Consider the following 14308-nt stretch of genomic DNA (forward strand, 5'->3'; position numbering starts at 1 on the left):
ACCCGACAACGGGTCTGGTCGCTACTTCGATCAATGTTCGAAATATCGGACGCACAAAGCTGTGTGTCCCCGGAAGGAACCTTCAATGTCCGCAACTCCTCCCCCGCCGCAGGCTGCCCCTCGGGTCGTGCTCCGGTCGGCTCAGGACGTCACCGAACTCGTCAACAGCGGCAAGCTGCAGAAGGGCAAGTCCCTGGCGATCACCCTGATCGCCCTCGGCGGCATCTTCCTTGACGCCTACGACTTCACGTCGCTCGCCTTCGGCATCCCCTACATCGCGAAGGACTTTGCGTTGGACCCCGGGATGCTTGCCTTGGTCTCCGCGTCGATCATGATCGGAGCCCTTGTCGGATCCGTCGTCGGCGGCTACTTCGTCGACCGGCTCGGCCGCTTCAAGGTCTTCATGGCAGACATGGTGTTCTTCGTCGTCGCCGCCATTGCCTGTGCCCTCGCACCCGATGCGTGGACTCTGGTCATCGCGCGCTTCATCATGGGAGTCGGCATCGGCGTCGACTTCCCCGTGGCCTTCAGCTTCCTGGCCGAGTACGCCTCCCAGCGCAAGAAGGGCGGGACGGTCTCCCTCTGGCAGCCCATGTGGTACGTCGCGGTCGCCTCGACCTTCGCACTGCTCATCCCCGTGTACTTCCTGTTCCAGGGCATGAACTGGGGGGAGAACCACATGTGGCGGGTCGTGGTCGGATTCGGCGCAGTCCCTGCGCTCATCATCATGGTGTTCCGCCAGAAGTACATGGCGGAGTCGCCGTCGTGGGCCGCGCAGAATCTCGGGCTCGACGAGGCGGCCCAGATTCTGCGGAAGACCTATGGCGTCGACGCCGAGGTGGCGGCGGACGCTGTGGACCCCAGGGCCGAACGCAAGCACTTCCAGATGACGCTCACCCAGGCGTGGGGCAAGCTCGTCAGCACGAAGTACCGGGCCCGGACCGTGTTGGCCGGCGTCATCAACATGGGCCAGTCCATGGAGTACTACGCTGTCGGCTTCTTCGTGGGGCAGATCGTGCTCGCCCTCCTGCACACGCAGAATGTCATGACCAACATCGTCTCCTCGCTGATCCTCAACGTGTGCTTCGGCGTCACCGGCGGCTTCCTGGGCGCACGGCTCTCAGGCCGGATCGGCCCGCGCAAGCTCTCCCTCTTCGGCTTCAGCGGCACGTTCGTCTGCATGGTGATCGCGGGCAGCCTCAGCAACGTCGAGGGCGCCTGGTCGATCGTGGGCTCCCTCGTGGTGGGCCTTCTCATCTTCTGCCATGCCGCAGGCCCCGGCGCCCAGGGCATGACGATGGCGACGATGTCCTACCCGACCTCCCTGCGCGGCGCGGGGACGGGCTTCACTCAGATCGGCGTACGCCTCGGGGCCATCGCGGGGCTGGTCTTCTGGCCGCTGGCGACTGCCGCCTTCGGGATGAAGGCGCTGCTGGTCCTGGCCGTCGTGCCGGCCATCGCGATCCTGGTCATCCTGGTCAACAAGTGGGACCCGCACGGACGCGACATCGACGCCGAGGACTACGAGAGCGAGGCCCCTGCCGGCGCTCTCAGCACCACTGTCGAAGGGACCAGGCCATGAGCGCCGTCACAGGGGTGATGCCGGTGGCACCCACCATCTTCAATGCCGACGAGACCTTGGACCTCGACGGCCAGCGCAGAGTCCTCGACTACCTCGTCGACGGCCAGTCCGACGCCGTCTGCATCCTCGCGAACTACTCCGAACAGTTCTCCCTGACGGACGAGGAACGCGAGCAGGTCCTCCGGACAACACTCGAGCACGCGGCAGGCCGCCTCCCGGTCTGTGTCACGACCAGCAACTTCAGCGCGCGCATCGCCAGGGAACGGAGCCTCCGCGCCCAGGAGCTGGGCGCCGCGATGGTCATGCTCATGCCGCCGTTCTTCGGTGCGACCATGAAGGTCGACGAGGACGCGGTGCTGGAGTACTTCAAGCGCGTGGCGGACGGCGTGGACATCGACATCATGATCCAGGACGCTCCGATGAGTCCGACGGCCCTTTCCGTGGGCCTACTGGCCCGGATCGCCCGCGAGGTCCCGCAGGTGAACTACGTGAAGGTCGAGATGCCGCAGGCCGCCGACAAGCTCCGGTCGCTGGCCGCAACGGCAGGAACCGACCTGCCGGGCCTCTTCGACGGAGAGGAGGCGATCACGCTGATCCCCGACCTCGAGGCGGGCGCCCGCGGCACCATGAGCAGCTGCATGGTTCCGGACCAGCTGGGGCAGATCGTGCGTGACTTCCATGCGGGCGAGCGGGACAGGGCAGTGGCGGCGTGGGAGGACCTCCTTCCGTTCATCCACTTCGAGAACCGCCAGTGCGGACTGCGCGCCACCAAGGTCCTGCTGAAGGAAGGCAACATCATCGGAAGCGACACGACCAGATCTCCGATCGGCGAGCTGCATCCCGACACCCGCGCCCAGCTGATCGACATTGCCAAGCGCAAGGATCCCCTGATCCTTCGCTGGGCATGACCATGGGGCTGGCGGCGCAGTGCCGCCAGCCCCGACCCGCACCATCGACCGCCGCCCCCAGGAGAACCCATGACGAGCACACGCACCAGAATCCTCATCACTGACAGCGACTTCGGGTCGACCGAGATCGAACAGCGGATCGCCGACGCGCACGACGTCGAGCTGACGCTGGCACAGTGCCGGACCGAGGACGACGTCCTGCGCGCGGCCGAGGGCATGGACGGGCTCGTCGTCCAGTACGCGCCCATCACCCGCCGCGTCATCGAAGGCCTCCCCGGACTCAAGGCCATCGGCCGGTACGGCGTCGGCGTCGACACTGTCGACGTCGAGGCGGCCACTGACCACGGCGTCGCGGTCTCCAATGTCCCGGACTACGGAGTCGACGACGTCAGCGACCATGCCATTGCACTTGCGATTGCGCTCGGCCGTGGCCTGCCCGATCTCGACCGCGGCGTGCGCGAGGGACGCAACGCGCTGCACTCGGTCGGACCGCTGCACCGGTTCTCGTCGCAGCGGTTCGGGGTGGTCGGGCTGGGACTGATCGGAGCCGCAACCGCGGCGAAGGCCAAGGCCCTCGGCTATACGGTGGCGGGCTACGATCCCCTCCGCACGCCGGGCACGACGACCGACGAGGGAGTCGCGGTCCTGACCTTCGAAGAGCTTCTCGCCACCTCGGATGTCGTCTCCCTCCACGTCCCTCTGAACCGGCACACGCACCACCTCATCAACGCCGGAACGCTCGGCCTGTTCAAGCCCGGCGCGACCCTCGTGAACACCTGCCGCGGCGGCGTCGTCGACACAGCGGCGCTGGTCGAGGCGCTCCGTGACGGACGGATTGGGGCTGCGGGGCTGGACGTCTTCGAGGAGGAGCCCCTCCCCCTGACGAGCCCGCTGCTTGGCCTCGACCGTGTCCTCCTCACGCCGCACGCGGCGTGGTACACCGAGGAGTCCAGCGTGGAGCTCAAGCGCCGGACCGTGGAGAACGTGATCGACGTCTGTCAGGGAAGGACGCCGCGCAACATCCTCAACCCCGACGTGCTGGCGGCCCGCCCCGTGAGGTGACGGGCCGCCGTCGTGCGCCTTCTACCGGCCCTCCGTCCAGTCCCGGTCATTGACGAACTCGCCCGGGCGGAGGTCGATGAAGGCCGCGCCGTCGAGGCCGAGGGACTCGGCGCTGGCCTGCAGCGACGAGGTCTTGGCCACCGAATCCCAGTGGCCCGTGTCGAGGCGGTGGTCCATCGCACTGATCGCGGCGATGTTCTCGGCGACGGTGAAGTTGCAGTGGCCCGTGCGGTCGACGAACGCCTGGCGGAGCAGGGACTCGTTCCCGGCCCGGCGGACGGTCTCGGCGTACTCCTCCTGGTACTCCACCGGGGCCAGGAGGTCCACGTTGGTGTGGGTGGTCAGGACCGGCACCTGGAGCTTGCCGGTGGGCGTCGAGGTCTTGAGCATCCAGGCGAGGCCGTCCTGGCTCGGCGTGACGGCCGCGTTCCGCGTCAGCGTCGCGAGGTCCGCGGTGAGGTCGGCCCCGGCGAGCCCGTACATGTACCTGATCTGGTCGCGCTGCGGTGACGCGCGGACCAGGGCCGCGTAGTCCACGCCCGCGTTCCACCCGCTGTCCCCACCGGCCGCGTCGACGATGGTGTACCGGCGCTCGATCACCGTGGGCAGCGTGTCGAGGACGAGCTGCGCCTGGGCGGCAGCGAGCGCCTCGCGGTTCTGGGGGTCGACGCCGTCGAGCTGGGTGGGCGTGTTCAGCAGCGCGGCGACGAGGGCGATGCGCGCCCTGCCCTCGGCGGTCGTGGTCGCCGTCTGGAGTGCGGCCCTGAGCGCGGCGATGGTCTTCTGGGACTGCTCCGGTGCGGTGAACCCGGTCAGCTGGACGTCCTGGCCGGGCAGCAGGAGCTGGGCCGCAGCGTACGCGGCGTCGAGCTGGTAGTTGTTCAGCGCGACGCCGCCGCCGACCAGCCCGCACGTGCTCACGGCCCCGTCGATGCCGGCGCCGGGGACCTCGGCGAGCAGGCTCGTGATGAGCCCGCCCATGGAGCGGCCGACGGCGATGACCCGGGACGCCTTGCCGAACTGGCCCTGGACCGCCGCGAGGGTGTCGAGCTGGTCCTGCACGGCCGAGCCGAGCGCCCAGCCCGTCGTCGCATAGGACGACGACGCCACCGCGTAGCCCCGGGCGATGAGCTCCCGGGCGGTGGGGGCGAACGAGGCATCCCATGCAGGATTGCTGGTCCCTCCCCGGAAGCCGTGGGAGAAGAGCACGAGCTCCCCGGTCCAGTTCGCCGGAACCTCTGCCTGCCACGTGGCGCCGTCCGGGAGGGTGCCGGTGGCCACGGTGCTGGCGGCCGCAGCGTTGGGGGTTGCGTCGGCGACGGTGCTCGCGGCGGGGGCAGCGGACGCCGGGGCGACGGCACCCGCGGCGGTGGCGAAGGCGGCGCACAGCGCCACCGCCGAGACGAGGACGGGCTGGCGCAGCCGGGGAAGGGAGACCATCAAATTACCTCCGGTTGTGAATAGTTCACTTGGTGAACTGATCCTCATGGCTCACGGAGGGTGTGTCAAGGGTCACAGGGAAGACGGCGCCGGCGGGGTCCGCGGCTAGAACGCAGCCTTGGTCAGGAGCCGCGCGAGCTCCTGGCGCTCCTGGGGGGTGAGGTCGCCGAGCGATTCCTCCGTGGCGGCGTCGACGGCGGCCTTCGCCCGGGCGTAGAGCTCGCGACCCGCCTCGGTGGGAACGATGACGTTCGACCGCCGGTCGCGTGGATCGGCCGTCCGCTGCACCAGCCCGCGCCGCTCGAGCTCGTCGAGGATCGCGACGACCCGGCTCGGGAGCATCACGAGGAACTCGCTGAGCTCGCGCTGAGTGGGATTGCGGCCGCTGCACACCACGGCGAGCGCCGAGTAGCTGCGGACCTTGAGCCCCAGGCCCGCGAGCGCGCGGTTGGCATCCGCGGAGCCGAGGGATGCAGCGCGGGCCATGAGGAAGACCGGCTCGGCCACGAGGCCGATCCCGGCGAACCGTCCAGAACCCGCGGGCTCGTTCACTCCTCGCCCTGCGGACGCGTCGCCGGTCTCCGCGGGAGTGGGGGAAGCCATGGGAGCGCTCGCTTTCGGGACGGGTCCAGCCCATCCTATCCGCGGGCCCCACGTGTCAGGATGGGCTATGCCGGACCGCCTGATGCTGCTGGACACCGCCTCGCTGTACTTCCGCGCCTTCCACGGCGTGCCCGAGTCGATCAAGCGCGACGACGGCACGCCCGTCAACGCGGTGCGCGGGCTGCTGGACATGATCGCCCGGCTCGCCGCGGACTTCAAGGCCACCCACCTCATCGCCTGCTGGGACGACGACTGGCGGCCCCGGTGGCGGGTCGACCTCATCCCCTCGTACAAGGCGCACAGGGTCGAGCGGGAAGTCCCCGGCGGTCCGGACGTGGAGACCGTCCCGCCCGGCCTCGTCGCGCAGGTCCCGCTGATCCGCCACGTGCTCGCGGTGGCGGGCATCGCCGTCGTGGGTGTGCCGGAGCACGAGGCGGACGACGTGATCGGCACCTACGCTGCCCGCGCCGAGTTTCCGATGGACGTGGTGACCGGCGACCGCGACCTCTTCCAGGTCGTGGACGACGACCGGGACGTCCGCGTTATCTATACCGCACGAGGCATGAAGAACCTCGAGGTGGTGACCGATGCCGTCGTCGTGGGCAAGTACCGGGTCCTGCCCGAGCAGTATGCGGACTATGCGGTGCTGCGCGGCGACGCCTCGGACGGACTGCCCGGCGTCGCGGGCATCGGCGAGAAGTCAGCGGCGACGCTGCTCGCACGCTACGGCACGCTCGAGGGGCTCATCGAGGCCGCCGACGACCCGGACAGTGACATGCCCGCAGCGGCACGCACCAAGCTGAGGGCGGCCGCGGACTACCTGAAGGTGGCACCCGACGTCGTGAACGTGGCTCGTGGCCTCGACGTGCCCGCGCCCGCTGACGCCGGGGCGCAGCTCGGGGCGGTCGACGGCGATGCCCGCCTCGAGCTCGAGCGCCTGGCCACCGACTGGAACCTCGGCGGCTCCGTCAAGCGGTTCCTCGCATCGCTCGACCGGTACCGCTGACCGGACAGATACCGCTGAAAGCCACGGAAGAGAACGCCCACAGAAGGGAGAGGGAGAGATGGGAAAGGTCATCGTGATGAACCACGTGACGCTGGACGGCGTCATGCAGGCGCCGGGGAGGACCGATGAGGACACGCGGGACGGATTCGAGCACGGGGGCTGGGCCGTCCTCCGCAGCGACGAGTCGATCCCCGAGGCGATGGGAGAGCGCATGGGCCACTCGCACGCCTTCCTCTTCGGGCGCCGCACCTACGAGCAGCTGCTCTCCTCCTGGAACGACCAGGGCGGCCCGTTCAAGGACGCGCTCAACTCGACCCAGAAGTACGTCGCCTCGGCGAACCCCTCGGCGCACCTGGACTGGCCGAACTCCACGCTGCTCGGCGGGGACGTGCCCGCCGCCGTCGCCGAGCTCAAGCGGGGCGCCGAGGGCAACCTCGTGATCATGGGCAGCGGCGTCCTGATCGCGTCGCTCCTGCCCGCGGGCATCATCGACGAGTACCTGCTCATGATCCACCCCCTCGTGCTCGGCAGCGGGCACCAGATGTTCGATGCCGGAACCCGCGTCTCGCTGCGGCTCGCGGACTCCCGTCCCACGGCCACGGGAGTGCTGATCGCCCGCTACGTGCCTGACCGCAGCTAGCGCCGAGCCAGCGCCCCCAATCCGCCCGCCCACACCGCGCCGAACTGGAGCCATGGGCGAGAACATCCTGATCGGCTTCCTCGGCGGGCTCATCACCGGCATCTCGCCGTGCATCCTGCCAGTCCTCCCGGTGATCTTCTTCTCCGGCGGCCTCGACAGCGCGCGGCAGGCTTCGCGGTGGCGGCCGTACCAGGTGATCGCGGGGCTCGTGCTGAGCTTCAGCGTGGTGACGCTGCTCGGCTCGCTCGCGCTCTCGGCGCTCGGGCTCCCGCAGGACGTGCTGCGCTGGGCCGGAATCGTGATCCTGGCCGCGGTAGGAGTCGGGCTCATGGTCCCGCGGGTCGAGGAGTGGCTCGAGAAGCCCTTCTCGTGGATCCCGCAGCGCCAGGTCGACGCGCGGCGCGGCGGATTCGGCCTCGGCCTGGCGCTCGGCGCCGTGTTCGTGCCGTGTGCGGGGCCGGTGCTCGCCGCGATCACCGTCTCGGGCGCCACCGGCCGCATCGGGCCGGAGACCGCCGCGCTCACGCTCGCGTTCGCCGTCGGCGTCTCGGTGCCGCTGCTCGTCTTCGCCCTCGCCGGCCGCCGCCTCGCCGAACGGCTGAAGTCCTTCCGCAGGCGCCAGCGCGGCATCCGCATCACCGCCGGCGCGCTGATGCTCGCCCTCGCCGCAGGCCTCATCCTCGACGTCCCGGCGGCGCTGCAGCGACTCATCCCCGACTACACGGCATCGCTCCAGGACAGCCTCCGCCCCTCCGCAGGCACGCCGTTGGACCTCGGGGGCCTCGTCACCGACGAGAACCGCGGCCTCGGCGCCTGCACCCAGGGCTCGACCGCGCTCCAGGACTGCGGGCCCGCACCCGAGCTGCGCGGGCTCACCGCGTGGCCCAACTCCACCCCGCTCAGCCTCGAGGGCCTCCGCGGCCGGGTCGTGCTCATCGACTTCTGGGCCTACTCGTGCATCAACTGCCAGCGGTCCCTGCCGCACATCGTCCGCCTGCAGGAGGCCTACCGGGACGCGGGGCTGACCGTGATCGGCATCCACACCCCCGAGTACGCGTTCGAGAGGGAGCAGCGCAACGTCGAGGACGGCATCCGCCAGCACGGCATCACCTACCCCGTCGCCATGGACAACTCCTACGCGACGTGGACGGCCTACCGGAATCGCTTCTGGCCCGCGCAGTACCTCATCGACGCGAACGGGACCGTGCGCCACATCCAGCAAGGTGAGGGCGGGTACGCGGACACGGAGAAGCTCGTGCGCGAACTCCTCGCCCAGGCCAGGCCCGGCGTCGCCCTCCCCGCGCCGGTCGAGGACGCTACCGCCGCCGCGCCGCCGGCGGGCAGCACCACGCCGGAGACGTTCCTCGGCGTCGCCAAGCAGAACAACTACTCCGGGCCGGAGCCCTACCGCTCCGGCCCCGGCAGGTTCACCTACCCGGGGCAGCAGCGCGCGGATTCGTTCGCGCTTTCGGGCAGCTGGCAGCTCGAGTCCCAGCGGATCGTCGCGCTGCAGGACGCGCACGACGCCGTTGCCTCACCGGGCGCCGCCGCGTCGCCTGCCGCTCCTGTCCCCTCAGGCGTCCGGCTGAGCTTCCACGCGCGCCAGGTCCAGGCCGTGGTCGGGGGGACGGGGACGCTCACGGTCCGCGGGCCGGACGGCGAGCGCACGCTCGACGTCGGCGGCACGCCCCGCTCCTACGTCCTCCTCGACGGGGAGGCCCAGCGCGAGGGGACTCTCGAGGTCGAGGCGAGCGCCGGCGTCGAACTCTACTCGCTCACGTTCGGGTGAGGGCCCACCGGGTAGACAGCCCGCATCCGGGGCGAGAAGGATCTCCCCCATGACCAGTTCTGGTGCGGGCTCGCGTCCATGCTGGGGGCCGTGCGGGCCAGCGCGGCCACGAGCTCGCGGACCTCGGCGCCGTCCATGGGTTCGGCGAGGGGCACGTACAGGTGTCGGCCGCCGACGGGGGAGGAGTCCTCCATGATGCTCGACCACCTCGGAGAGGGCGCGGCAGCCGCCGCCGTGCAGCGGGGCTTCGAGGACGTCCTGGCCCGCGGCGGCCCCAACGTGCTGACCCCCGACTCGGAGGCCAGGGGACCACCGAGGCACTCGGCAGGCGCATCGCGGAGGAGATCAGCGCCGTGGCCCTCGCGGATGAGGGCCGCTGATCCCAGACGGCTAGTGGCGTGTATGTGCGCCTGTTCAGAACGGAACGCCGCAGCGGAGTATGACGTTGGCGTAAGGCGTCTGCTCTCCGGTGCGGACGAGGATCTTGGCGGCGGCGGTCAGAGACTTGAGCTGCTCGTGCGAGATGTAGTCCGTCGAGGGCAGCCGGGGTTGGATCCACTCTTCGACGGGTCCTCCCTTGCATTCTTCGGCGGCCAGGGCCGATTCCACGATGAGTTCGTCGAGGAGCGCGTCGAGCACGGCAGTGAAGGGCGGCATGCCAGGGACGACTGCAAGGTCGACGACCGGCCCCGTGCGGGCAAGGGGCAGGCCGCAGTCGGCCACGACCACGAGGTCGCCATGCCCAAGCGTTGCGATCGCGCCGCTGAGCGGGCCGTTGAGGATTCCGCGCTTCTTCATTGCGCTCCTTCGGGGAGGACGTCTCCGGGGCCTGGGTATGAGGGCTGCGCACCGTGCCGGGTCACGGCGAACGAGCCGACCCGAACGGCGAATCGGACGGCCTCTTCCAGCGGGGCTCCGGCGGCGATGCGGGCGCTCAGGGCGCCCACGAAAGCGTCGCCGGCACCTGTGGTGTCTACTGCCGCGACGGCTGGAGCCGATACCCGGCGGGACGCACGGCCGTCTGAGAAGATGGCTCCGGCTGGCCCCAGAGTGATGACGACGGCCCGTATCCCCTCGGCCAGGAGCGCCTCGACGACGCTCTCCTCGGTATGTAGCTCGTCCACTCCATGGCCGAGAAGCTCGAGGACGAGTCGGCCTTCGTGCTCGTTGACTACGAGCGGGTCAGCGCATTGGATGAGTCGCCTCTCCACGGGGACGACAGGGGCGAGGTTCAGTACGAGGCGGGCGGAACTCGAGAAGGCCGCGGCGGCCGACGCGGCGGGCGGAATCTCCCCTTGGAGGACGACGAGGTCCGACCGGTCGAGCAGGTCCTGGCTGGTTCGAATGAGCCCTTCGTCGACGGCTGCGTTGGCGCCCGCGAACACGACGATCGAGTTCTCCCCCGTGCGTTCATCAACCGTCACGAAGGCCTGTCCGGTCGGTCCGGGGACGACGGCGACGGCGTCGATGTCGACTCCTGCCTCCCGTAGGCCGCTGACGGTCGCGTCCGCGTAGGGGTCGGTACCCACCGCGCCGACGAAGGCGACCTGCGCCCCCAAGCGTGCGGCGGCCACGGCCTGATTGGCTCCCTTTCCGCCCGGGTGAACGTCCAAGGAGTTCGCAATAATGGTCTGCCCGGGGAGCGGATGCTGGGGCACCCCGAGCACGATGTCCGCGTTGATCGAGCCGACCACGGTGATCAGAGCCTTTGTCGGGCGTTCAACCCCTGTTCGTAGGCTCATCCGTCGTTGCACCGACCTTCCCGCGCCGCAGAGTTATCTCACGAACATTCTCCAAGATAACAAGTCACATCGTTCGACTGCGCTGTTCGAAGTATTGACACTCACTTCTCCCGGTTCTTATGGTGTATCTAACACGAGCTTGCGAGCAAGATCACAAAGAAATCACATGAGGCTCGCCCCCGGGTTCTCTGAGGCGCGGATGCGCCCTTGTGAGGTTGGGCCGAAGTACTGGAGTCCGACGTCGGGCCGTGGGGCGCCGACGAGGCGGAAAACGGAGCAATGATGCGTGCAGTTGTGTTCACAGCGGAGGGCGATCTGGCGCTTGAGGAGCGCCCGAAGCCTGAGCCGGGGTACAAGGAGATCCTCATCGAGACGGCCGCGGTCGGGATCTGCGGGACCGACACCCATGTGTTCGACGGCGAGTTCGAGGGGACGGTGTTCCCCCTGGTGCCAGGCCACGAGGCCACTGGCATCATCGTCGCGCTCGGGGAGGGCGTGAACGACGGGGTGTTCGACTTCAAGGTCGGCGACCACGTGGCGGTTAACCCGAGCACGACGTGCGGGGAGTGCGAGTTCTGCCTGAACGGGCACCAGAACCTCTGCCGCTTCTGGAACGGCCTCGGCGTTGTGGCCTCGGACGGTGCGTCTCAGCAGTTCTTCACCGCGCCGGCGAGCAACGTCTACAGGCTCAAGCCTGAGACCGACCTGTACGAGGCCGCGCTCATCGAGCCGCTGGCATGCGCCATACGCGGTTGGGATGTCCTCCCGCGTCGCCTGGGCGACCATGTCCTGGTCTACGGATCCGGCACCATGGGGCTGCTGATGGCCCAGCTGGCGAAGAAGGCTGGCGCGGCAACGGTGACGATCGTGGACCTGAACGAGGAACGGCTCAGAACCGCGGAGGAATGCGGCATCGAGCTGCGCTACACCACTCCGAATGACGCCGAGCGCGAGAAATGGGATGTGGTGATCGACTGTACGGGCAACATCCGGGCAATCGAGGACGCCCTGACCCGGGTGAAGCCCGCGGGCTTCTTCCAGGACTTCGGCGTCGCCCCGGCCGACCGCACCGCCCAGTTCTCCCCCTTCCGCGTCTACCGCGACGAGATCTCAATCGTCGGGACCATGGCCGTGCTGAATTCCTTCGGGCGCGCTGTCGAGCTCTTCGAGGCCGGCGCGATCAACGCCAAGGCCATGATCAGCCACTCCTTCACCCTCGATGACTACTCCGAGGCGCTCGAGATGTTCCGCAAGGGCGAGGGGCGCAAGCTCCAGATCCGCCCCAACGACACGGAATCGCGGGTGCTGATCGGATGAGCACCGCAACGACAAGGGTCGCGACCAGCAGGAAGGGCATCGGCCCCGCCGCGAAGCGCTGGATCTGGATCGGGCTCGCGGTCGTGCTCCTGCTGGCGATGTTCTTCAGCACGAAGATCGTCCCGGCCGGATCGGGAGCAGCGCAGGGCCCCGCGGCGTTCAACGCCGCCGACTACGGCAAGGAGCAGTTCCCGAAACAGCAGGACTTCATCGACAAGAACGCCGTGGACGCCCCAACCTTGGCCGCGGCCATCCAGAAGGACCCGACCGCGGCAGGAAAGCAGTACGGGAAATCCTCTGACGGGGTCACCTACGTTGTTCCTGTGAAGTTCACCGGGGTGGTGGGCGCCATCCCGCCCGCAGGCTACACCCCGATCACCGTCGCAGGGCTGCCGCCCGGTACGAAGGTGGGACTGCAGCTGGGCCCGGCGATCAACGGCACCGACCTGCGCGACGTGACCGGGGACATCACGCTGAACAACTTCCAGAACCAGATCCAGTTCCAGGACGCGGGTGCGGCGATCAACGAACAGCTGAAGGCCGAGCTCAACAAAGTCGACGCCGCCTCGCTCACCGGAAAGACAATCCAGGTCCAAGGGGCCTTCACGCTGGTGAACCCCCAACTGTGGAACGTCACCCCCTCCCGCATCACAGTGGAGAAATAGCCGTGTCACAGCAGAGCCGGACGACCCGGCACCACGAAGACGCACCCGTCCTCTCGGCGCGGGACGTCGTCAAGACATACGGCGCGACCCGAGCTCTGAAGGGGGTGAACTTCGATGTCCACAAGGGCACCGTCACCACCCTCTTCGGCGAGAACGGGGCGGGCAAGTCGACGCTGATGAAGATCCTCTCCGGGGTCGAGCAGCCAACCTCGGGCACGATCATCCTGGATGGCGAAGAGGTCGCGTTCGCCGATACCAACGACGCGCGAGACCACGGCATCTCGATCATCCATCAGGAGCTGAGCCTGGCGCCGAACCTCTCCGTGCGCGACAACCTATTCATGGGATGCGAGCTGCGCACCGGCCTCGGCGTCGACTACAAGGAGGAGGAGCGGCGCAGCCGGAAGGTGCTTGCGGAACTGGGCCTCGATATCAACCCGCTCACCGCCGTCTCGGACCTGCGCCTGGGCCAGCAGCAGCTGGTCGAGATCGCCCGGGCCCTGCTAGCAGACTCCCGGATCCTGATCATGGACGAGCCCACCTCGGCGCTCTCGGCAGCGGAAGTGGAGATCCTCTTCGGAGTCATCGACGATCTCACTTCCAAGGGGGTCTCGATCGTCTACATCTCCCACCACCTCGAGGAAGCCCTCCAGGTCACCGACTACGCAGTCGTGCTCCGGGACGGCTCGATCACCGCCAACGGCCTGGCCCAGGACATTGACCTCGAATGGATCGTCCGCCACATGGTCGGCGAGAACTTCGATCTGGGCTCGCCGCCGTCAGGCTACGAGTTCGGGCCGGTTGCCTTGGACATCGACGAGATCAGCGTGGCGGACCCGAAAGAACCCGGACGGATGCTGGTGGACCACATGTCCCTGCAGGTGCGCGAGGGCGAGATCGTGTGCATCTACGGTTTGATGGGCGCCGGGCGCACCGAACTGCTCGAGGCAGTGGCAGGAAGAATCCCCACCGCCGGGGGTCGCGTGCGGATGCGCGAGGTGGAGATCTCGAAGCTGAGCCTCAGGGAGCGCCTCGCATCGGGCCTGGGGCTCGTCCCGGAAGACCGACAGCGCGACGGGCTCGTCCAGACCATGACGGTCGGGCAGAACATCTCGCTGGCGAGCCTGACCACATTCGTCAGGGGCCTGTTCGTCTCCCGGGACCTCGAACGGGAGCACACTAAGGACGCGATCAGGGACGTGCGCGTCAAGACCGCCGGAGGCAATGCCCTCATCGGCTCCCTCTCGGGAGGCAACCAGCAGAAGGTCGTGATCGGCAAGATCGTCTCGACAGGGCCGAAGGTGTTGCTGCTCGACGAGCCGAGCCGAGGGATCGACGTCGGCGCCAAGGCGGAGGTCTTCAGGCTGATCGCCGAGCGGGCGCGGGAAGGCCTCGCGGTCGTGTACTCCACCAGTGAGGTGGGGGAATGCCTGAGCATCGCCCACCGCATCGTGGTGATGCGGCGGGGGAAGATCGCGGCCGAGTTCGGCCCGTCCGTCAGCAAAGAAGAGATCATGGCCAGTTCCGGCGAAGCCGTGCTGGCGTAGGAAAAAG

14 protein-coding genes are annotated in these 14308 nt (G+C 68.7%); 9 read left to right on the forward strand and 5 right to left on the reverse strand.

The window, feature by feature from the left end; all coding sequences use genetic code 11:
• The first annotated feature begins 85 nt into the window (after window positions 1–85).
• From ABD298_RS12505 to ABD298_RS12515, 3 genes are all read left to right on the forward strand, one after another.
• A complete protein-coding gene (locus ABD298_RS12505) occupies window positions 86–1582 on the forward strand; it encodes an MFS transporter (protein ID WP_344300041.1) in 1497 nt (498 codons plus the stop codon).
• Window positions 1579–2490, forward strand: a complete 912-nt coding sequence (locus tag ABD298_RS12510; protein ID WP_344300042.1) for a dihydrodipicolinate synthase family protein — start codon at window positions 1579–1581, stop codon at window positions 2488–2490. The genes ABD298_RS12505 and ABD298_RS12510 overlap by 4 nt, the downstream gene beginning before the upstream one ends.
• Window positions 2491–2559: 69 nt before the next feature.
• Window positions 2560–3552, forward strand: coding sequence for a C-terminal binding protein (locus tag ABD298_RS12515; RefSeq protein ID WP_344300044.1), 993 nt, complete (start codon window positions 2560–2562; stop codon window positions 3550–3552).
• A gap of 21 nt (window positions 3553–3573) precedes the next feature.
• Here the strand turns inward: ABD298_RS12515 and ABD298_RS12520 are convergent, their stop codons facing one another.
• Window positions 3574–4992, reverse strand: a complete 1419-nt coding sequence (locus tag ABD298_RS12520) for an alpha/beta hydrolase family protein (RefSeq protein ID WP_344300045.1) — start codon at window positions 4990–4992, stop codon at window positions 3574–3576.
• A 105-nt stretch (window positions 4993–5097) separates the two neighbouring features.
• On the reverse strand, window positions 5098–5595 hold the full coding sequence (locus ABD298_RS12525) for a MarR family winged helix-turn-helix transcriptional regulator (RefSeq protein WP_344300046.1): 498 nt from the start codon (window positions 5593–5595) through the stop codon (window positions 5098–5100).
• Between the two features lie 67 nt (window positions 5596–5662).
• Between ABD298_RS12525 and ABD298_RS12530 the strand changes: the two genes are divergently transcribed.
• From ABD298_RS12530 to ABD298_RS12540, 3 genes are read left to right on the forward strand one after another with little or no spacing between them, the layout of a single operon-like run.
• Complete coding sequence (locus ABD298_RS12530; protein ID WP_344300047.1) at window positions 5663–6601, forward strand: 5'-3' exonuclease; 939 nt, start codon at window positions 5663–5665, stop codon at window positions 6599–6601.
• Between the two features lie 58 nt (window positions 6602–6659).
• Window positions 6660–7241, forward strand: a complete 582-nt coding sequence (locus tag ABD298_RS12535; RefSeq protein ID WP_344300048.1) for a dihydrofolate reductase family protein — start codon at window positions 6660–6662, stop codon at window positions 7239–7241.
• 52 nt (window positions 7242–7293) lie between these two features.
• Window positions 7294–9030: a cytochrome c biogenesis protein DipZ gene (locus tag ABD298_RS12540; protein WP_344300049.1), complete on the forward strand. Its 1737-nt coding sequence runs from the start codon at window positions 7294–7296 to the stop codon at window positions 9028–9030.
• On the opposite strand, the gene ABD298_RS12545 is transcribed toward ABD298_RS12540, so the two are convergent.
• From ABD298_RS12545 to ABD298_RS12555, 3 genes are all read right to left on the reverse strand, one after another.
• Entirely contained in the window at window positions 9009–9224 is a 216-nt protein-coding gene (locus ABD298_RS12545) for a hypothetical protein (protein WP_344300051.1), read from the reverse strand. The genes ABD298_RS12540 and ABD298_RS12545 overlap by 22 nt on opposite strands.
• 220 nt (window positions 9225–9444) lie before the next feature.
• Window positions 9445–9828, reverse strand: coding sequence for a D-ribose pyranase (rbsD, locus tag ABD298_RS12550; RefSeq protein ID WP_344300052.1), 384 nt, complete (start codon window positions 9826–9828; stop codon window positions 9445–9447).
• Entirely contained in the window at window positions 9825–10724 is a 900-nt protein-coding gene (locus ABD298_RS12555; protein WP_344300053.1) for a ribokinase, read from the reverse strand. The genes rbsD and ABD298_RS12555 overlap by 4 nt, the downstream gene beginning before the upstream one ends.
• Window positions 10725–11054: 330 nt before the next feature.
• On the opposite strand from ABD298_RS12555, the gene ABD298_RS12560 reads away from it, so the two are divergent.
• The 3 genes from ABD298_RS12560 to ABD298_RS12570 are packed head-to-tail and all read left to right on the forward strand — an operon-like array spanning window position 11055 to window position 14301.
• Window positions 11055–12089 (forward strand): zinc-dependent alcohol dehydrogenase family protein, encoded by a 1035-nt coding sequence (locus ABD298_RS12560; protein WP_344300054.1) that lies wholly within the window; start codon window positions 11055–11057, stop codon window positions 12087–12089.
• Entirely contained in the window at window positions 12086–12754 is a 669-nt protein-coding gene (locus tag ABD298_RS12565) for a DUF2291 family protein (RefSeq protein ID WP_344300055.1), read from the forward strand. Before ABD298_RS12560 ends, ABD298_RS12565 begins: the two co-directional genes overlap by 4 nt.
• 2 nt (window positions 12755–12756) lie before the next feature.
• On the forward strand, window positions 12757–14301 hold the full coding sequence (locus tag ABD298_RS12570; protein ID WP_344300056.1) for a sugar ABC transporter ATP-binding protein: 1545 nt from the start codon (window positions 12757–12759) through the stop codon (window positions 14299–14301).
• Window positions 14302–14308: the final 7 nt, after the last annotated feature.

The sequence above is a fragment of the Sinomonas flava genome, assembly GCF_039531875.1.
Lineage (GTDB): Bacteria > Actinomycetota > Actinomycetes > Actinomycetales > Micrococcaceae > Sinomonas > Sinomonas flava.

What these genes read in the sequence shown, in the direction of transcription:
- ABD298_RS12505 (WP_344300041.1), top strand. Translation starts at nt 86, where the DNA reads ATGTCCGCAACTCCTCCCCCGCCGCAGGCTGCCCCTCGGGTCGTGCTC.
- ABD298_RS12510 (WP_344300042.1), top strand. Translation starts at nt 1,579, where the DNA reads ATGAGCGCCGTCACAGGGGTGATGCCGGTGGCACCCACCATCTTCAAT.
- ABD298_RS12515 (WP_344300044.1), top strand. Translation starts at nt 2,560, where the DNA reads ATGACGAGCACACGCACCAGAATCCTCATCACTGACAGCGACTTCGGG.
- ABD298_RS12520 (WP_344300045.1), bottom strand. Translation starts at nt 4,992, where the DNA reads ATGGTCTCCCTTCCCCGGCTGCGCCAGCCCGTCCTCGTCTCGGCGGTG.
- ABD298_RS12525 (WP_344300046.1), bottom strand. Translation starts at nt 5,595, where the DNA reads ATGGCTTCCCCCACTCCCGCGGAGACCGGCGACGCGTCCGCAGGGCGA.
- ABD298_RS12530 (WP_344300047.1), top strand. Translation starts at nt 5,663, where the DNA reads ATGCCGGACCGCCTGATGCTGCTGGACACCGCCTCGCTGTACTTCCGC.
- ABD298_RS12535 (WP_344300048.1), top strand. Translation starts at nt 6,660, where the DNA reads ATGGGAAAGGTCATCGTGATGAACCACGTGACGCTGGACGGCGTCATG.
- ABD298_RS12540 (WP_344300049.1), top strand. Translation starts at nt 7,294, where the DNA reads ATGGGCGAGAACATCCTGATCGGCTTCCTCGGCGGGCTCATCACCGGC.
- ABD298_RS12545 (WP_344300051.1), bottom strand. Translation starts at nt 9,224, where the DNA reads ATGGAGGACTCCTCCCCCGTCGGCGGCCGACACCTGTACGTGCCCCTC.
- rbsD (WP_344300052.1), bottom strand. Translation starts at nt 9,828, where the DNA reads ATGAAGAAGCGCGGAATCCTCAACGGCCCGCTCAGCGGCGCGATCGCA.
- ABD298_RS12560 (WP_344300054.1), top strand. Translation starts at nt 11,055, where the DNA reads ATGCGTGCAGTTGTGTTCACAGCGGAGGGCGATCTGGCGCTTGAGGAG.
- ABD298_RS12565 (WP_344300055.1), top strand. Translation starts at nt 12,086, where the DNA reads ATGAGCACCGCAACGACAAGGGTCGCGACCAGCAGGAAGGGCATCGGC.